This is a genomic window from Nitrospira moscoviensis, from assembly GCF_001273775.1.
Classification (GTDB): Bacteria; Nitrospirota; Nitrospiria; order Nitrospirales; family Nitrospiraceae; genus Nitrospira_D; species Nitrospira_D moscoviensis.
The window spans coordinates 2,446,825-2,466,050 of the sequence record NZ_CP011801.1 but is presented as its reverse complement, the minus strand read 5'-3'; the positions used below and the strand labels follow the sequence as shown (position 1 = coordinate 2,466,050).

Below are 19,226 nucleotides of genomic sequence, written 5' to 3'. Positions count from 1 at the left end.
GCGAGACGAGAACGCAGCGGGCGGCCTTTTTCAACATTCTGCTGTTAGGAGGCCGTATGAGACTCAGCGTGTTCGGCTTGGGCTACGTCGGTTGCGTGTCCTCGGCCTGTTTTGCCGATCATGGCCACGAGGTGATCGGCGTCGATACGAATCCCGTCAAAGTCGGCATCATCAACGCCGGCCGCTCGCCGGTGGTGGAGCCGGGCATGGACGATCTCATCGGACGGGCCGTCAAGGAACAGCGGCTGCGGGCGACCGTCGATCCGGACGAGGCGGTGCGCGAGAGCGATCTGTCGCTCGTCTGCGTCGGGACCCCCGGGCGCCCCAACGGCAGCCTGGACCTGACCTCCGTGAAAGGCGCGTGCAAACAGATCGGCCTGGCGCTCGAAGCCAAGGCGCGGTTCCATGTGGTCGCGATCCGCAGCACGATGCTGCCGGGTACCATCGAGGAGACGGTGGTGCCGGCGCTGGAGGTCTTTTCGGGCAAGAGGGCCGGGCGGGACTTCGGCATCGCGATCAACCCGGAATTTCTCCGCGAGGGCACCTCGATCCACGATTTTCACCATCCGCCGTTCACGCTCATCGGCGCGGACAGCGCCGAGGTCGGGGACACGATCGGCCGGCTCTACGCGCGCGTGAGCGCGCCGCTGATCACGGTGGGGATCAAGGAAGCTGAGATGGTGAAATACGTCTGCAATTGTTTCCACGGCCTGAAAGTCGCCTTCGCCAACGAAGTCGGCGTCCTGTGCAAGGCGTTCGGCATCGACAGCCATCGCGTCATGGAGGTCTTTTGTCAGGACACGAAGCTCAATCTCTCTCCCTACTACCTGCGGCCGGGCTTTGCGTTCGGCGGCTCCTGCCTGCCGAAAGACCTGCGGGCGATCACGTACAAAGCCAAAGCCGCCGATGTGGAGGTGCCGGTGTTGAACGCCATCCTGGCGAGCAACCGGCAGCATATCGAGCGGGCGGTCGAGATGGTCCTGCGGACCGGCAAAAAACGGATCGGCGTGCTGGGGCTCAGCTTCAAAGCCGGCACGGACGACTTGCGCGAGAGTCCGATGGTGACGCTGATCGAGGCGTTGATCGGCAAGGGGCTGTCGCTCTCGATTTTCGACCGCGAAGTGGAATTGGCCCGCCTGTTCGGGGCCAACAAGGACTATATCGAGCGCGAGATCCCGCACATTTCATCCCTCATGCGCCGCCGGCTGGAGGATGTGCTGAACGACTCGGAGGTCGTTGTGGTGACGAAGCGGGACGACGAATATCGCGAAGGCTTGTCGAAGCTGGATCGGGGACGCACGGTCATCGACCTGGCGCGCGCGCTCGACGGCGCCGCCCGGCCCGACGGCTATCACGGCATCGCGTGGTGAGGAGAACGACATGGACCGTCCGGGACCGAGCGAATGGCTGTGGAAAGAGGGCGCCGGGTTTTACGATGCGCAGGCGGAAGCCCGGCTGCGCCGGGCGCCGGCTCTGCCCAACGGGCGCTTTCTCCGGGATCAACGCATCATGCGCGTGTTCCGCGAGTACGGAGGGGTGACGCGCGGATCGGCGGTGCTCGAGATCGGGTGCGGGCAGTCCATGTGGCTGCCGTATCTGGCGCGAACGGAGGGATGCCGGGTGTCCGGGATCGACAACGAGCCCTACGCGGCGCGGCTGGCGGAGGCCAATCTCATCGGCGCCGGCGTTCAAGGGAACATCTATTGCCGGGACGGCTTCGATCCGGCTCAAAACGAAGATTTATGGGGACGGTTCGACCTGGTCTATTCCATGGGAGTGATCGAGCATTTGGACGACGTGTCCGACAAACTCAGAGCGCTCGGGCGATTTCTCAAACCAGGCGGCCGTCTCCTTTCGATGGTGCCGAACCTGCAGGGGATCAATTGGATCATGCAGCGCTGGGCCAGTCTGCGCGTCCTGCAGGCTCACGTGATCTACACCCCGGCGTTGTTGCAACAGGTCCATGAAGCGGCGGGATATCGCACCGTGCTGGCGGCGTATGTAGGATTTTTCGACGGCTTCATGTCCAACACGATCGGCGAGCGCTCCCGGCTGAAACAGGTGTTGCATCGGAAGCTCTGCCGGTTGATGAGTCTCTCCGGCGCAGCCTGGAGCCGGACTGGCCTGCCTGTCAAGGAATGGCGCTGGACGGCGCCGTTCGTCGTCTACGCCGGCGTGCAGCCGCCGCGATGACGGGAAGTGCTGAGTTGCGAGTGCCGAGTGCCGAGTTGACTCGACCGAACCCAAACTCGGCGCTCGGCGCTCGGCACTCGCAACTCGGCACTACCTATCACGAAGAGGAAGGACTGATGAAGTGCCTATTGTACGGAGCCCTCTCCGCCGTCGCCCTGTGGGCGGGGCTTGGGTGCGGCATCGGGGCGGCGGCGGGACCGGTCCGTGAAGCGGCGCTCCCCGAGCCCCCGCGCGAATGGGTCGATACGGCGATGCCGTCGTCCGCGGGGCGGACCATCCACGTCCCGGCGGGCGGCGATCTTCAGGACGCGCTCGACGAGGCGCGGCCGGGCGACGTGATCACGCTCGCCGCCGGCGCCGTTTATCGAGGCCCCTTTACGTTGTCCAACAAAAAGTCCGGAACCGGATGGATCACGATTCAGACCGACGCGCTCGACAAGCTGCCCCCTCCCGGCACGAGAGTCTCTCCGTCCCAGGCCTCCCTCATGCCCACATTGATCTCGCGGAAAAGTCACGGCGTGGTGACGGCCGACAAGGGTGCCCATCATTACCGGTTCATCGGCCTCGAAGTGCGGCCCGAAGAAGGCGCCTACATCTATTCGTTGCTGTGGTTCGGCCAGAACAAGGAGCGATCGCTCGAGGAACTGCCGCATCACATCGTGGTCGACCGCTGCTATCTGCACGGCGATCCGAAGAAAGGATCCCGCCGCGGCGTCGCCCTGAACGGCCGGCACCTCGCCGTCATCGATTCGCACCTGTCCGATTTCAAGGAAGTGGGAGCGGATTCGCAGGCGATCATGGGTTGGGCCGGGTCCGGTCCCTTCAAGATCGTGAACAACCGTCTCGAAGCGGCGGCGGAACCGATCAATTTCGGCGGCGGCGATCCCTCCATCCGCGATCTCGTCCCCTCGGACATCGAGATCCGGCACAATCACATGACCAAGCCGCTGTCCTGGAAGCACGGGGAACCGGGCTACGACGGGAGCTCCTGGGCGGTGAAGAATCTGTTCGAGCTGAAGAACGCCCGGCGGGTGGTGATCGACGGCAACGTGCTGGAGCACAACTGGGAGCACGCGCAAAACGGCTTCGCCGTCTTGTTCACGGTGCGGAACCAGGACGGGACCGCGCCCTGGTCGGCGATCGAGGACGTCCGGTTCACCAACAATATCGTCCGGCACAGCGGCAGCGGCCTCAACCTCATCGGGCACGACGACAACCATCCTCCCGATCGGACTGTGCAGACCAAGCGTATCCTCGTCAAGAACAACCTCTGGGAGGATATCGGCGGCACACGGTGGGGTGGCCGGGGCATTCTCTTCCAGGTGCTCTGGGGGACGTCGGACGTCGTCATCGAAGACAACACCGGCATGCAGACCGGGTCCGTGATCCATTCGGAAGGACCGCCGCACACCGCGTTCGTGTTCAGGCGCAACGTCATGCCGCACAACGAGTGGGGGATTTTCGGCCGGGATGCCGGCACGGGCATACGGGCGCTCGAGGCGTACTTTCCCGGCGCGGTGGTCACCGGAAACATCTTTGCCGGCGGGGATTCTCTGCTGTATCCGTCCGGGAACCGGTTCGTGGACTCCGCCGGCGATCTGCTCTCCACGAACGCCAAGGCCGGGAATTACCGGCCGGCGGCGTCGAAGCAGGACGGCGGAGTCGGAGAAGGGGAGCAGGCCGGCGTGGACATCTCCGCTCTCTGCCAAGCCCTGGGTCCCCTGCGGTCGCTGGCGGGCATGTGCCAGACACCGGTCGCTGAAGCGCAGAGCCGGCCCTCGACGGAACGGTGAGGGTCCGGCGTCATCCGCAAACCTCGAACCTCGAACGTTGGTCCACTGCCGCCGCGACATTTCACGCGAAAGGATGCTGCCATGAACATTCTCGGTCTCTCCGCCTACTATCACGACAGCGCGGCCTGCCTCGTGCGCGATGGCCGGATCGTCGCCGCCGCACAGGAAGAACGCTTCACGAGAAAGAAGCACGACCCGGGATTTCCGTCGCACGCCGTCCGGTATTGTCTGCGCGAAGGGCGCATCGGCCTCGCCGACGTGCGGTACATCGTCTTCTACGACAAGCCGCTGCTGAAGTTCGAGCGGCTGCTCGAGACCTATCTCTCGTTCGCGCCGAAAGGGGTGTCCTCGTTCCTGGCGGCCATGCCGGTGTGGCTCAAAGAAAAGCTGTATCTCAAGCGGCTGCTGTGGAGCGAGTTCCTGTCGGTCGATGGCGGCGTGTCCGCCGGGCAGCTGCCGCCGTTGCTGTTTTCCGAGCACCATGAATCCCACGCCGCGTCGGCCTTCTTCCCCTCGCCCTATGAATCGGCGGCCGTGCTGTGCCTGGACGGCGTCGGCGAATGGACGACCAGCTCCGCCTGGCTCGGCGAGGGCAACCGGCTGACGCCGCTCTGGGACATTCCCTTCCCGCACTCGCTCGGGCTGCTGTATTCGGCCTTCACCTACTACACGGGGTTCAAGGTGAACTCCGGTGAATACAAAGTGATGGGGTTGGCGCCGTACGGCGAGCCGAAATACGTCAAGGCGATTTACGAGCATCTGTTCGACCTCAAGCCGGACGGCACGTTCCGCGTGAACATGGACTTTTTCGATTATTGCACCGGCCTGCGCATGACCAGCCGCCGATTCGACGACCTCTTCGGCGGCCCGCCGAGAACCCCCGAGTCCCCGCTCACGCAACGGGAAATGGATCTGGCCCGCTCGATCCAGGAGGTGACGGAGGAGACGATGCTGCGGCTGGCCCGGACCGTGGCTCGGGAAACGGGCGCGCAGTACCTCTGTCTGGCCGGCGGCGTGGCGTTGAATTGCGTGGGCAACGGACGCGTGCTGCGCGAGGGACCCTTCAAGGGAATCTGGATCCAGCCGGCGGCCGGGGACGCCGGCGGCGCGCTGGGCGCGGCCTTGTCGGTCTGGCATCAGCTGGAAGGGCAGCCGCGCAAAACGGAGGGCCGCGACGGCATGTCGGGAAGTTTTCTGGGACCGTCGTTCAGCAACGACGAGATCGAGCGGCGGCTGCAGGCGGCGGGCGCCCGCTACCGGCGCGTACCGGACGAACGTCTGTTCGAGGAAGTGGCGGGCGCCTTGGCGGCGGAAAAAGTCGTCGGCTGGTTCCAGGGGCGCATGGAATTCGGCCCCCGCGCGCTCGGCGGGCGCAGTATCCTCGGCGATCCGAGAAGCCCGAAGATGCAGTCGGTGATGAACCTGAAGATCAAATACCGCGAATCGTTCCGCCCCTTCGCGCCGTCGGTGCTCCGGGAGCGGGTCTCCGACTATTTCAACCTCGACAGCGACAGCCCCTACATGCTGATCGTCGCCCCGGTGAAAGAAAGCCGGCGCCACCCGATGACCGACCAGCAGAAAGGGTTGTGGGGCATCGACCTGCTGAACGTGCCCCGCTCCGACATTCCGGCGGTCACGCACCTGGACTATTCGGCGCGGGTGCAAACGGTCCATCGGGAGACCAATGAACGATATTACCGTCTGCTTGAGACATTCGAGGCGCTGACGGGATGCGCCGTGCTGGTCAACACCTCCTTCAACGTGCGCGGCGAGCCGATCGTGGGCTCGCCGGAGGACGCCTACCGCTGTTTCATGCGGACCGAGATGGACATGCTCGTGCTGGAAAATTGTGTGCTCGACAAGCGGGACCAGAAGCCGTTGGAGCAGGACACGGATTGGCAGCGGGAATTCGAGCTGGATTGATTGACGGGGAGGTGTCCGATGACAAGAGAAGCAGCGAACGTTCGGGAATTCCGCCGCTTCGGCATGACCGTCGGCGCGGTGCTCGCCGGAATCGGACTGTGGCCGATGCTCTGGCACGGAGCGGCGCCGCGGCTGTGGGCGCTGGCCGCCGCCGGCGTCCTCATCCTGGCCGCCGGGATAGCGCCGCGGGCGCTTGCGCCGGTTCACCGGGGTTGGATGGCGCTGGGGCATGCGTTGGGCTGGATCAACACGCGCATCATTCTCACGCTGTTCTTTTACGGCATTCTCACTCCGATGGGACTTGCGGCGCGGCTCTTCGGAAAGGATTTCATGCGCGTGAGGATCGCGTCCGACGCCGAAAGTTATCGGGTGATCCGGGAACGACGGCCGGCGACGCATCTGTGGCATCAGTTCTAGACGAAAGGGGGAGGACCGCCATGAATGAGTTTGTGGGCGAACTGTGGGCGTTTATGCGGGAGCGGAAGAAATTCTGGCTGTTGCCGATCTTGACCGTGCTGTTGATGCTCGGCGGGCTCATCGTGCTGACGCAGGGGTCGGCGGTGGCGCCGTTCATCTATACCCTGTTCTGATGCACTGGAAAGGGGAGGAGGCCCATGAGCGAGGCTCATCATAAAGCCCTGCAGCCGCATGCGCTCGTTCCGGAGCGATCCGATGCGAACGAGGCCGTGCCGCGGAAGACGGGGCGGACACGGTCGTTTTCGGGGTGGTGGTTGGGCCTGATCGTCGTCGTGGAACTGCTGGTGCTGTTCGCCGTGGCCGAGTTGGTGGCCGCCTGGTTCCTCCCGCCCGGCCATCATTATCGGTATCCGCAAATGTTGATCGAGCCCAACGCGCGGCGCACCTACTACCATCGGCCCAACCAACAGGCCTTCACCATCGACAAACCGTTCGTCACCAATGCGCTGGGATTTCGCGACGAGCGGGAGGTGCCGGCCGAGAAGGGAGCGGAGTTCCGCATCCTGGCGCTGGGCGATTCCGTGACGGTGGGACTGGGTGTGGCGGCGGAGGAGACCTATGCCCGGCAGCTCGAAGCGCTGTTGGGCCGGTCCATCGCTCCGTTGCGCGTCATCAACGCCGCCGTGACCTGCTACAGCACGTGGCAGGAAGTCGACGTCCTGAAAGAGACGGCGTCCGCGGTGCGACCGGACGTGGTCACGCTGGCCTTCTATTGGAACGATTTGTATCCGAAGCCCGAGGTCATCGCCCCGCTCGCGGACGTCCATACCGTCGTGGCGCAGGATGCCGCCCAACAATATATGCGCCTGTTCAAGCGCAGCCGCGCCCTGTCGTTTCTCCGCGAGCGCTGGGCCAGCCTCTCCAACAGTCTATGGCCGACATTCGACTGGGCCCATCGGAACGTCATCTATAAAGGAGAGAGCAACCCCTATTTGGAGCGGGCCTACGAGGATGTGCGGGCGAGCCTTGAAGAATTCGCCGCGCTCGGCCGCGAGGGGTTCGTGCCGGTGCTCCTGTTGTTGCCGATGCCGTTGCAGGTCCAGCAAGCGGAGGAGCCGGCCCGGCACATGCAGGAACGGATCGAAACGATCGCCGCCCGCGCAGGCCTGCGGGTGCTGGATCTCCTGCCGGCGTTGCGGCGCGCCTACGCGCAGCATCGGGACTTGTACATCGCCTGGGACTACGAGCATTTCACACCGCGCGGGCATCGGGTCGTGGCCGAGGCGTTGCAGCGCTATCTCGTCGATCAGCGGCTGGTGCCGGCCGTACAGAAGGCCCAACAACTGGCTTCCAACGATAAGTCCCACCACTCCTTCCGCTCCGATATGCTGGCTGCATCAAGATTTGCGCACCCGCCTGCGGCCCGCCGGATTCGGCTGCGCCGTTGAAATTCCACTCCGTTCATTCGTTCAAGGGAAAGGTGGTCTTGTGGACACGTTTGCGGCCCTCGTGTTGGTCCTCTCGCTGGCCCTTCTGCTGTATACCTATCTCGGCTATCCGGTCCTCCTGGCCCTGCTCGCCCGTGTCCGCGGCGCACGGCCCGAAGCGGCCGGAGATCCCGCGCCGTGGCCGACGGTGAGCATCATCCTCTCCGCCTACAATGAAGAAGCGGTGATCGGCCGGCGGCTCGTGAATCTCTTGGAGCTGGAGTATCCGCCCGAGCGGCTGTCCATTGTCATCGGTTCGGACGGCTCGTCGGACCGCACCTGCGCCATCGTCCGGCGGTTCCGCACGCCGCGGATCACGTTGTACGAGTTCACCGGCCGGCGGGGAAAAGCCATGGTCCTGAACGATCTGGTCAGCCGCGCCGGCGGCGAGATCGCGGTCTTCACCGACGCCAATACGTTTTTTCACCCGAGCGCGGTCAAAGAGTTGGTGCGCGGCCTCCACCGGGATCCGACCGCCTGCGCCGTCGTCGGCCGCTTGGAGCTGCGAAAGACAACCGGGACGGTGAACCCCGACAGAGCGTATTGGCGCTACGAAAGCCGGCTGAAAGAGCTGGAATCGCGGTTCGGGACGTTGTTGGGCGCCAACGGGCCGATTTACGCGATCCGCCGGGCGCGCTACCGTCCGCTGCCGCCCGGCACGATCGTCGACGATTTTCTGATTCCGATGCTGATGCGCCTGCACGGCGGCGGCGCGGTCGTCTTCCGGCCTTCGGCCCACGCCTGGGAGCTCGTGCCCGAAACGGTGCACGACGAGTTTCGGCGGCGGGTGCGCATCGGCGCCGGCGATCTGCTGGCCGTCCGCCATACATGGCGCCTGCTGCTGCCCCGCCACGGCATGCTCGCCGTGAGCTATTGGTCGCACAAAGTCTTGCGCTGGATGGGGCCGGGCCTGCTCGCGGCGGCTGCGACGTCGAATCTCTTTCTGCTGGATCGTCTCTGGGGCCGCGGCCTGTTCGCGGCGCAGCTCGCCGGGTACGGACTGGCCGCCCTCGCGCCCCGCCTGCGGCGGCTTCCCGGCATCGGGCGCCTGGCGGCCGCCGCCCGCTACTTCGTCGTGTTGAATGCGGCGCTGGCCTGGGGGTTTCTGCGATGTCTCCGCGGGCAGGCCGGCCCCGCCTGGCAAACCACGCCGCGCACGGCGGAGCTCGCCTGGGCGGCCGAACGGCGCGTGCGCGAAGATGCGATCGCCGATCAACAGGCGGATCGGGCGGCGTGAGACGGATCCGCCGGCGCAGCGTGCCGCGAGAACGCCGCCCGGTGACAAGCGCGTCCCGGCGCGCTGGGGCGGGTGGGTGAAACAGGCGCCTTTTTCAACAGCCTGTTAGCTGATCCGCAGATTGGCCGGCGCGGCGGGAGGACTGCGGTCGCTCTGCTGGACCAAGTGGTGGGACGGCACTTTCACGAGAAACGCGTCCAACCGATTGCCGCCGAGGTTGGTGGTCCAGATGAAATACCTGCCGGTGATGTCGAGGTTGCCTTTGGGGTACTTGTCATAGGAGCCGCCGCCGCCGGGAGCGTTGAGATCCGTCATGACCGGCGCGACGACCAGGGCGTCATGCGAGGCGTCGATGCGGAAGCAGGTGATCTCGTTCTGCACCGCGTAATTGGTGTCGACGTTGCTGCCGCAGGCAAACTGCTGGGACAGGGGCACGTTCGGCCTGGCGTTGGTGTGCGAGGGATGGTTGGCCGCGACCACGTTCCAATTATAGTTGTAGTGCAGCACGGGGCCCTGTGCGACCGAGGGGTCGAAGTTCCAGAGGATCGTGGCGTTCGGCATCGGGTGATAGCCGTCGGCACCGATGGCGTAGCCGTAGCCCATGTCCAGATGGCCGAGCGTGCCGGCCGGCCCGTTGATCCGCGTTTCCTTCCCCGTCTGGTTGTCGAAGATGCGCATGGCCAAGTCGCCCGGCGTGTTCAGCTCTTCCAGATTGATCACCCAGCGCCCGCTGCGGTCGAGGTTGCACTCGTCGAAATTGCCGACCTTCTGATAGAAGCGGAACTGCTTGGTCGTTTCAAAATAGATGAGGCAGCCCAGGTACTCGCCGGTGTCGGTCACCTGCAGCGTCGCGCTGTGCACCGTGTCGTCGTTGCTCGAATGCATCTGCCAGATGTTGCGGTTGGGGCCGAACTGCTGCGAGATGTCGTACACCGTCTCGAATTGTTTGGTGAGCACGTCGTAGCGCAGCATGCGGGGGCCGTCGTCGATGTACAGCTTCGTCGGCTTGCTGCCGCTGAAGTACCATCCGCCGCCGTAATAGTTGTTGAACTTGCTGCCGGGCGGGAAGAGCGGGCCGACCTTCGTGACGGCGTCGGTCGTCTTGTTGTACTTGAACAAGGTCGGGCCGGACCCGCCGTAATTGATCTTCAGGCCGAGGAAGATCAGCATCTCGTTGCTGCCTTCATGCGCGTTGCTGTTGCGGTAATAGGAATAGCCGACGTAGGAGACGCAATCGGCGCCCCCGCAGTCGGACGCATCGGTGATCCGGACGGCTCTCGTGTTGTACGGAGCGGGGAAGGTGAAGGCGCCGCGCGCCGGCGGCACGAAGGATTGAATCTGCGCCGCGGAGTAGCGGCTGCGGACGGCCGTGCCGGCCTTTTCCACCCAGCCGCCGGGGAATTGACCGGTGCTCTGCGCGACGACGGATGCGGCCGTCGATAAGAGGATCAGCGACACGAGCAAGCCGGCACGCAGGAACGGCGAGCAGTTCTTCGCCAATGGCATAACGGTCCTCCGGTTGAAACCCTGGTTCTCGGCGGGCGGGGCCCGCATCGAGGTGACGGACAGACCGTAGCATCGGCTTCGGATGAATGGGTGAAGGCCGGTTCATCGGTGTGTGACGACCCGGCAAAACCTGTGTTAAAAACCGGTAAAAAGTGAGGGGCCAGACGGCCGGAGAAGGGCTTCTCCGGCCGCCCGGCAGGGTGCCGAGGCTTACTGGAACAGGAGATGGGAGGGGACTTTCACGAGAAAGGCTTCCAGGCGATGGCCCGACAGATTCGTCGTCCAGATGAAATATTCGCCGGCAATGTCCAGATTGCCCTTCGGCCGTTTGTTGAACTCCGTCTGGCCGCCGGGTGTGTCGAGGCTGCCCATGACCGGCGCCACGATCAACTGTCGGTCGGAGCCGTCGAGTTTGACGCAGGTGATCTCGTTTTGGACCCCCGAAACGTTTTCGACGTTGCTGCCGCAGGCGAACTGCCGTTCCATCGGAAGATCCGCCCGAGCATTCGCGTGCGAACGGTGATTCATCGCGTCGATGTTCCAATTGATGTTGTAGTGCACGACCGGCCCTTTGGTCACGGTCTGTCCGAGCAGCCAGACCAATGAGGCGTTGGGCAGCGCGCTCCAGTTGTCGCTTCCCACGATATAGCCGTACCCGAGATCGTAATGACCGACCGCTCCGTCCTGGTCCAGGACGCGGCCGATCTCCCATTCGCGGGCCAGATCGAACACGCGCATATCGAGATCGTACTGGCCGTCGATGTTTTCGAGGCTGACCAACCAGGCCCCGCTTTTGTCCACCGAACATTCGTCGAACTCGCCGACCTTGGGGTAGAACGAGAGCCGCTGCTGCGCTTCATGGTAGACGACGCAGCCCAGCATCTCGCCCGTGCTCTGCACGCGGAGCGTGGCGGAGTGCACCAGGTCGTTGTTGCTGGAGTGCATCTGCCAGATGTACTTGTCGTTGCCCCAGACGGACGTGACGTCGAAGACGGTTTCGAACTGCCGGGTCTGGATGTCGTAACGCAGCATGCGCGGGCCGTCGTTGACGTACAGTTTATGCGGATGGGTGGCGGCGAAGTACCACCCCTCGCCCGTACTCCAGCTGAAGGGGCTGGTCGGCTCGAAAAGCGGGCCGACTTTCACGACGGTGTCCTGCGATTTGTCATAGCGGAACAGCGTGGGGCCGGCGCCGCCTTTGCGCCGGTCGAAGCTGAAGAAGAGATACATGTCGTTGCTGCCGACGTGGTTGTTGCTGTTGCGCCAGTAGGAATAGCCGACCGGGAACAGGCAGTCGTCTCCGCCGACGCAATCGGTCGTGTCGGTGATGCGGACGGCCTGCGTGCCGTAGGGCGCCGGAAAGGTGAACCGCCCGCGCGTGGGCGGCACGAAGGTCTGAATCTGGTCCGCCGACAGTTTTGTCCGGACTCCCGAGCCGTCTTTCTCGACCCATCCGCCCGGCGCGTCGGCCGAGGCGCCGGCGGCTTGCCCCAAGATCCACAGCAACGTAAAAAACAAGAGAGCACGTACTGGCATTGTGATCCTCCCGTGGTGATGTCGCGCTGAACAGGGGATCACCGGTGCCCCTCCGGGGCCTGTTCAACCGTTGTCCAGGGAGGACCCTAGCATGCCGATTCTCACGGAGAGAGAACCGGCCGTAAGCGGCATGTCGCGGACCGGGAAAAGATGTGTAAAAAGTATGTAAAACCAGACGGTGTTCCGTTCATCTTTCGGAACAAGAGAATCGGCAAGAGACGTAAATCACTGCGGCAAGAGAATCAGGAGCAGACAGGGGAGTGGGGATGAGAGGCCGGGGGGTGTTACGTCGGCTGAGGAGAGCCGGGATCGAGGCGGTAGCCGACGTTGCGCACGGTGTAGATGCGGCGCCCTTCGGGCCCCAGCTTGTTGCGCAGGCTGCGGATGTGCACGTCGATCGTGCGGGATTGCAGATCCGCGTCCTTGTGGTGGCCCCACACCGATTCGAACAGCGCGTCCCGGCTGAGCACGCGGCCGTTCGTCATGATGAGCGCCCGCAGTAGATTGAATTCTTTCGACGTCAGGTGAATCGGCTTGCCCGCCAAGGTGACGGTGTAGCGGTCCAGTTGCATTTCGAGATTGCCGACCCGGAGCACGCGGGCCGGCTCGGCCGTCGCCGACCGCCGCAAACGGCTCTTGACGCGCGCGATCAGCTCGTTGGCCTGGAACGGCTTGGTGATGTAATCGTCGGCGCCGATCTCGAGCCCGATGACCTTGTCGCGCTCTTCTTCCTTGCCGCTGAGAATGATGACCGGGAGATCCGCCGTCGGCGGATCGTTCCGCACGCGGCGTAACACCTCCAGCCCGTCCAGCCCCGGCAGAATCAGATCCAGCAACATCAAGTCCGGCTTCTCCCGCCGGACGGCCTCCAGCGCTTCCAGCCCGTCCTGCACGCTCACCACGTCGAACCCTTCCCGCTCCAGGATCGTCCGCAGCAGCGTGACGACGCTTTCCATGTCCTCGACGATCAAAATCTTCGCCATATCTTCACCAGGCTGTTGAAAATGGCTCTCATCTCACCCGCCCACCCCGGCGCGCCGGGACGCGCCTTTCACCGACTGCGTTCTCGGCTCGCCCGAATCCTCAACGTACCCCTCCGGGGAAGAAGCTGCTCTGCAGCTTGGGGCGGGAGGGTGAGAATGGTACGCCTGCGGTTCGCGCATCGCCTGCGGCCTTGCTGACCGGCCATTGTGAACAGCCTGCGGCTATTGTGATTTTCTTCGCGTCTCAACTCTTCGTCACGGCTCGATGAGGCGGCGGCGGATGGAATACCGCACGAGGCTGGCGGTGTCGTGCAAGTTCAGCTTGTCCATAATGCGGTTGCGGTGGGACTCGGCGGTCTTCACGCTCACGCCGAGGAGGCCGGCGACTTTCTTCGTCGTCATCCCTTCGGCCACGAGCTGGAGGACTTCCCGCTCGCGCGTCGTGAGCGGATCCGGAGGCAGATCCGTCTTCGCCAGATAGGCCTGAATGACGGTCTGCGAAATGCCCGGGCTCAAATAGAAGGAGCCTTTGGCCACTTCGCGGATCGCGCGGATCACGTCTTCCACCAGCTGCGTTTTCAGCAGATACCCCTTGACGCCGGCGCGCAGCGACTCCATCACGAAGGCGTCGTCCGTGTGCATCGTGAGCAGCAGCGATTTGGTCTGCGGCGAGACCCGGCGGATTTCCCGGACGACGTCCAATCCGTTGAGCAGCGGCATCATCACGTCGAGCAGCGCGAAGTCCGGCTGCGTCTGCTGCGCGAGGCGGATCGCCTCCCGGCCGTCGGCCGCTTCCCCGGCGATGGTGAGGCCGCTCGCCTCCAACAGCGCCTTCACGCCCTGCCGCAGCAGGTTGTGATCATCGGCCAGGAGGATCCGGTAGGAGAGGGGGGGCGGGTCGTTCTTGAGGTCCGATGTGATGTCAGGCCGGGCGGGCCGCTCCGGCCTGCGGGCCACCGCCGCTCCAACTCCCGTTGCCGCGCGTGTCAGGGTGTCATGGGTCACGATGTAACTCCTTACTTGGTCGACATGATGACGGAGGCGCTTCAGGGTCCACCGTAAGCGGAAGGCGCGGCGGGAGTTACTAGGAGAACCCCTGGCCGCGGCGCGCGATTTCCCTGTGCGCGAAAAACTAGGGGATCGCCCAGTACGATCGGGCGGGGGACGGGGCTAGAGTGGCGCTATGCAGAAGTCCGACGCCATGGCCCCGCCGTCCATTCTTCCGGTGTGTTGTCTGTGTCACCAAGTGCCGGACGAGGATGCCGGCTCGCCGGGCGCCTGGACTCCGCTCCAGGACTACCTCGACCGGCATCATCTGTCGGAAGGCGCCCTCAGCCTGAGCCATACCTACTGCCCGTCGTGTTACGTCGAACAGGCGCAGGCCTGGCACCTGCCGCAAGTTGCCCCAGCCCGCTCGGCGGCCTAACAGGCTCAGGCTGTTGATAAAAGCCGCCAGCGGCGTTCTCGCGTCGCTCAAGCCTCAACGTACCAACCGCGTACGCCTCGGCCTTTCGCTCGATGCGGCCTTGCCGGACGGTCTTTTTGAACAGCCTGCGGGTATTTTCACATGACTTGCCGAGACTGATCGCTTCTTCCATCCGCCGTGTCATTGTTAATTGATTTAATTGACAGCTTCCGCGCGCGTGCGAAGCGCGTGCGGTCCTCCGCCGGGTTGATCTCCGCGATGTGTTGGGGGATGACGACGATCAATGAACGGGCTGAGCGCCGGCTTCGGCCGGGCGGAGTTCGGGTACCGAGGCGGGGTGGGCTGCCGCGGACGGGCGGGCGCCGGCGAACCAGCCGTACAGCGTAGGCAGGACGACCAGGGTGAGCAGCGTGGAGCTCACGAGCCCGCCGATCACGACCACGGCCAGCGGACGCTGCACTTCCGAGCCGATGCCGTGCGACAGCGCCAGAGGAAACAGGCCGAGCATGCCGACGAGCGCCGTCATGAGCACCGGCCTGAGCCGCAGCAGGCAGCCGCGGACGACCGCCGCTTCCGTGGAGACGCCTTCCGCCCGGAGTTGATTGATATACGAGACGAGCACGATGCCGTTCAGGACCGCGATCCCGAACAGGTTGATGAAGCCGACCGAGGCCGGCACGCTCAGATATTCGCCCGTCGCCCAGAGCGCCACGATGCCGCCGATCAGCGCCAGCGGCAGATTCACGATAATGAGTGAGGCGTGCCGCACGGAATTGAAGGAGGCGTACAAGAGCAAATAGATGAGCCCGATGGTGATCGGCACGATGATCTGCAGCCGCGCCATCGCCCGCTGCATGTTTTCGAACGAGCCGCCCCACACGAGATGATAGCCCTGCGGCAGCTGCACCTGCCGTCCGATCTTCCGCTGCGCTTCTTCTACGATGCTTTCGATGTCGCGGCCGAACGTGTTGAAGCCCACGTAGATCCGCCGCTGAAGCCCCTCGCGGCTGATCAGGGCGGGCCCTTCCTGCAGCTCGATCTTCGCCAGATCGCCGAGCGGGACGAGCGCGCCGGACGCGGTGGTCAGCAGAATATGGCCGATGGTATCCACGCTGTTCCGGTAGCGCTCGGGGTAGCGGAGGATCAGATCGAACCGCTTCTGGCCTTCGTACACCCGCGTGGCCGCCTCCGCCCCGATCGCAGTGGAGATGATCTCGCGGATGTGCGCCACGTTGATGCCGTGCCGGGCGATCTTGCCGCGATCGATATGGATGGTGAGATAGGCCTGTCCGAAGAGCTGCTCCACCCGGACGTCGCGGACGCCGGTAATGCCGGTCATGATGCCTTGGATCTGGTCGGCGAGCTTCCGCAGCGTTTCAAGATCCTCGCCGATCACTTTGACGGTCGCCTCGGACCGCACGCCCGACAACAGTTCGTCCACCCGCTGTTGGATGGGCTGGCTCATCAGAAAGTTCGCGCCGGGCACCTTCTCGATCCGCTTCCGGATCGCGTCGTCCAGTTCGGGCTTCGTGCCGGCGGTGGTCCATTCGTCCATCGGTTTCAGCAAGACGACGGGATCGCTGGCGTTCGGCTCCTGCGGGTCGTTGCCCAGCTCGGAGCGGCCGATTTTCGAGACGACCATGCGGACCTCCGGGAACTCGAGCACCGCGCGCTGCATTTCCTTTTCGATCTCGATCGATTTCTCCAGCGAGATGTTGGGCAGGCGGATCATCTGCGGCGTGATGGCGGCTTCATTGAGAATGGGGATGAATTCGCCGCCCAGAAAAGGAAACAGGGCGAGGCTGCCCGCGAGGAGCGCTGCCGCGCCCGCCACGACGGCGCGGCGGTGCCCGAGCGCCCAATGGAGCACCGGCGTATAGGCGCGCTTGGCCCAGCGCAGGATCCACGTGTCTTCTTCCCGCGCGTCTTTGAGCGCCAGCGAGCAGAGGGCCGGCGAGAGCGTCAGGGATAGGAAGAGGGACACCAGGAGGGCGATCATGATCGTGTAGGCGAGGGGCTTGAACATCTTGCCCTCCATGCCTTCGAGCGTCAGGATCGGGAGAAAGACCAGGATGATGATCAGAATGCCGAAGAGGACCGGCTGGGCCACCTCCGCCGTCGCGCGCAAGACGACCGCCGCGCGATTCGCCGGCGTGGTGGGGTGTTCGGCCAAGTGGCGGTAGACGTTTTCCACGACTACGACCGAGCCGTCCACCATCATGCCGATCGCGATGACCAGGCCCCCCAGGGACATGAGGTTGGCCGTCAAGCCGACCTCGCCCATGACGATGAAGGTCGTGAGCGGCGCGACGATGAGCGTGGCCGTGACGATGAGGGCGCTGCGCACGTTCCCGAGGAACAGGAAGAGGACGACGATGACCAGGACGATCCCTTCCAGCAACGCCTTGTAGACGGTGTTCAGGGCCGCCACGATGAGCTCGATGCGGTCGTAGAACGGCACGATCCGGAGCCCCCTGGGCAGAATCTTTTTCTCGTGGATCTCCTGGATCTTGTCCTTCACGCTCTGGACGACCTCGCGGGCGTTGCCGCCCCGCAGCATCAGGACGATGCCGGCCACGACTTCGCGCTTGCCGTTGAGCACGGCGGCGCCGTGCCGCACGGCGTGGCCGATCTGCACTTCGGCCACGTCGCGCACGTAGACCGGCGTGCCGTGGGCTTCCTTGACAACGATGTTCTCGACGTCGTGCAGTGTCTTGATGAGGCCGACGCCGCGGATGATGTACTTCTCCGCGCCCTTTTCCAGAATGTTGCCGCCGGCGTTGGCGTTGTTTTTGGCCACGGCCTCGAACACGTCGTGCAGGGCCAGGTCGTACTTGCGCAGGAGGCCCGGCTCGACCATGACCTGATACTGCTTGACGAAGCCGCCGATCGAGTTCACATCCACGACATCGGGGAGGCCCTTGAGCAGCGGGCGGACGACCCAATCTTCGAACGTGCGCCGTTCCATCAGCTCGGCGTCCGTCATGACGAAGTCCGGATCCTCGTCGTGCGGCCCTTCCAGATAGAACTGATAGACCTCCCCGAGCGCGGTCGAATTCGGCACGAGTTGCGACACGGCGCCCGGCGGCAGATTATCCTGGACTTCGAGGATCCGCTCCAGCACGACCTGGCGGGCCAGATAGATGTCGATGTCGTCGCGGAACACCAAGGTGATCATCGAGAGGCCGACCTTCGAGAGCGAGCGGATATCGGTCAGCCCGGGCGCGCCGGTCAACTGCAATTCCAACGGGAAGGTGACGAAACGTTCGATTTCAGCCGGCGAGAGCCCTTGCGCCTCGGTGACGACCTGCACGAGCACCGTCGTCACGTCGGGAAAGGCGTCGATTGCGATCGTGCGGAACGCATACAGACCGCCGGCGGCCAGGATGAGCGCCAGGGCGATCACCAGCACGCGCTGCCGGAGAGCCAAGTCAATGAAGGACGACATGGTGCGTGACGCATGACGCGTGAAGCGTGAGGCGACAGGTTGGCGGAGGTTGCGGGTTTCGCACGGTCTGGCTAAATCTCGTCCCCGAAGAGTTCAGATTTGAGAATGAAGGCGCCTCTGACCACGACCGGTTCGCCCTCGCGGAGCCCGTCGAGAATGCGGACCACGTCGCCGTTGCCTTCGCCGATGAGGACGTCCCGCGCTTCGAACGTGGTCGCGTCGCGCTGGATGAACACGAAGCGCCGGTCGCGTTCCCGCTGGACGGCATGTTCCGGCAGCATGAGGACGTTCCGTTCCGGCATCGAATGGACGCGGATCGTCGCGTACATCTGCGGCTTGAGCTTCCGTTCCGGATTGGGCAGCTCAAGCCGCAGGCTCATGGTGCGGGTCGCCGGGTCGAGCACGTCCCCGATATAGGTTACCTTCCCGTGAAACACCTCGCCGGGATAGGCGGTCAGCAGTACGTCGACCTTCTGCTCCACGCTGGATTTGTTCGCCCCCCCGATATCGGCCCGGATGAACGGGATGTCTTTTTCCGGAATGTTGGCGATCACCCAGACCTCCGACAGATCGGCGACCGTGAACAACTTCTCGGTCACTTCGACGACTTCCCCCTTGGTGAGGTTGCGCGCGATGACGCGGCTGTCGAACGGCGCGGTGATGGGCACGTACGAATGGATCTTCTTGTCCCGATCCAGCTGGCGGATTTGGTCGTCATTCATCCCGAAGAGCCGGAGCCGATCTTGGGCTTCGCGCATTTCGGCCTGTAGGCTCAACATCTCGCCCTGCCGGCGCTGCGATTCCGCGAGCCCGATGACCTTTTCCTGAAGCAGCATCTGGGCGCGCTCGTAGGAGCGTTCGGCCACGTAGAGCTTCGCCAGCGCCTTTAGATAGGCGGACTGCGCGATGCCGAGCTCGCTGCTGTAGAGCATCGCCAGGAGATCCCCGCCTTTGACCTGCTGGCCCAGGTCGGCATACACGTCCACGACGCGGCCCCGGACCAGCGCGGTGATGTCGGCGGTCGAATGGTGGTCGGGTACGACGGTGGCGGGAAAATCCCGGTGCGTCGTGAAGTCGCCGCGGGCGGCGGGCTGCACGACGATGTCGCCCGTCTTGATCTCTTCGGCCGTCAACCGCACGATGCCGCTGGCGCTGCTCGGCCGCTCCGGCTTCTTGTCGGCCGCCTCTCCGGCGGTGCCGTTGTTGCAGGCGAGAGTCAGGCTGAGCAGGGCGAGGGCGATCAGGGAGTGTACAGGTTTCGTCGTCACACGATGACC

The 19,226-nt window shown here is 64.3% G+C and carries 15 protein-coding genes; 9 read left to right on the top strand and 6 right to left on the bottom strand.

The window, feature by feature from the left end:
* The first annotated feature begins 56 nt into the window (after window positions 1-56).
* From NITMOv2_RS12165 to NITMOv2_RS12135, 8 genes are all read left to right on the top strand, one after another.
* Window positions 57-1,370 (top strand): nucleotide sugar dehydrogenase, encoded by a 1,314-nt coding sequence (locus NITMOv2_RS12165; protein WP_053382074.1) that lies wholly within the window; start codon window positions 57-59, stop codon window positions 1,368-1,370.
* A gap of 10 nt (window positions 1,371-1,380) precedes the next feature.
* Window positions 1,381-2,193 (top strand): class I SAM-dependent methyltransferase, encoded by an 813-nt coding sequence (locus tag NITMOv2_RS12160; RefSeq protein WP_053380124.1) that lies wholly within the window; start codon window positions 1,381-1,383, stop codon window positions 2,191-2,193.
* A 116-nt stretch (window positions 2,194-2,309) separates the two neighbouring features.
* Window positions 2,310-3,986, top strand: coding sequence for a right-handed parallel beta-helix repeat-containing protein (locus NITMOv2_RS12155; RefSeq protein ID WP_053380123.1), 1,677 nt, complete (start codon window positions 2,310-2,312; stop codon window positions 3,984-3,986).
* A gap of 81 nt (window positions 3,987-4,067) precedes the next feature.
* Window positions 4,068-5,909 (top strand): carbamoyltransferase family protein, encoded by a 1,842-nt coding sequence (locus NITMOv2_RS12150; RefSeq protein ID WP_053380122.1) that lies wholly within the window; start codon window positions 4,068-4,070, stop codon window positions 5,907-5,909.
* Between the two features lie 18 nt (window positions 5,910-5,927).
* Window positions 5,928-6,326 (top strand): SxtJ family membrane protein, encoded by a 399-nt coding sequence (locus tag NITMOv2_RS12145; RefSeq protein ID WP_053380121.1) that lies wholly within the window; start codon window positions 5,928-5,930, stop codon window positions 6,324-6,326.
* A gap of 20 nt (window positions 6,327-6,346) precedes the next feature.
* Window positions 6,347-6,499, top strand: a complete 153-nt coding sequence (locus tag NITMOv2_RS23935) for a DUF5989 family protein (protein ID WP_187299192.1) — start codon at window positions 6,347-6,349, stop codon at window positions 6,497-6,499.
* Between the two features lie 24 nt (window positions 6,500-6,523).
* Window positions 6,524-7,774: an SGNH/GDSL hydrolase family protein gene (locus NITMOv2_RS12140; RefSeq protein WP_053380120.1), complete on the top strand. Its 1,251-nt coding sequence runs from the start codon at window positions 6,524-6,526 to the stop codon at window positions 7,772-7,774.
* Between the two features lie 40 nt (window positions 7,775-7,814).
* Entirely contained in the window at window positions 7,815-9,050 is a 1,236-nt protein-coding gene (locus tag NITMOv2_RS12135; protein ID WP_053380119.1) for a glycosyltransferase family 2 protein, read from the top strand.
* Window positions 9,051-9,155: 105 nt separating this feature from the next.
* On the opposite strand, the gene NITMOv2_RS12130 is transcribed toward NITMOv2_RS12135, so the two are convergent.
* From NITMOv2_RS12130 to NITMOv2_RS12115, 4 genes are all read right to left on the bottom strand, one after another.
* A complete protein-coding gene (locus NITMOv2_RS12130) occupies window positions 9,156-10,556 on the bottom strand; it encodes a hypothetical protein (protein WP_053380118.1) in 1,401 nt (466 codons plus the stop codon).
* Window positions 10,557-10,766: 210 nt separating this feature from the next.
* Entirely contained in the window at window positions 10,767-12,092 is a 1,326-nt protein-coding gene (locus NITMOv2_RS12125) for a hypothetical protein (protein WP_145976306.1), read from the bottom strand.
* Between the two features lie 284 nt (window positions 12,093-12,376).
* Window positions 12,377-13,075, bottom strand: coding sequence for a response regulator transcription factor (locus tag NITMOv2_RS12120; protein WP_053380116.1), 699 nt, complete (start codon window positions 13,073-13,075; stop codon window positions 12,377-12,379).
* Between the two features lie 255 nt (window positions 13,076-13,330).
* The gene (locus tag NITMOv2_RS12115) at window positions 13,331-14,080 is read right to left on the bottom strand and encodes a response regulator (protein WP_053380115.1); all 750 of its coding nucleotides are present in this window, start codon (window positions 14,078-14,080) and stop codon (window positions 13,331-13,333) included.
* 178 nt (window positions 14,081-14,258) lie between these two features.
* Between NITMOv2_RS12115 and NITMOv2_RS12110 the strand changes: the two genes are divergently transcribed.
* A complete protein-coding gene (locus NITMOv2_RS12110) occupies window positions 14,259-14,501 on the top strand; it encodes a hypothetical protein (protein WP_053380114.1) in 243 nt (80 codons plus the stop codon).
* Window positions 14,502-14,781: 280 nt separating this feature from the next.
* Here the strand turns inward: NITMOv2_RS12110 and NITMOv2_RS12105 are convergent, their stop codons facing one another.
* On the bottom strand, window positions 14,782-17,949 hold the full coding sequence (locus NITMOv2_RS12105; protein WP_053380113.1) for an efflux RND transporter permease subunit: 3,168 nt from the start codon (window positions 17,947-17,949) through the stop codon (window positions 14,782-14,784).
* Between the two features lie 71 nt (window positions 17,950-18,020).
* Window positions 18,021-19,217: an efflux RND transporter periplasmic adaptor subunit gene (locus NITMOv2_RS12100; protein ID WP_053380112.1), complete on the bottom strand. Its 1,197-nt coding sequence runs from the start codon at window positions 19,215-19,217 to the stop codon at window positions 18,021-18,023.
* Window positions 19,218-19,226: the final 9 nt, after the last annotated feature.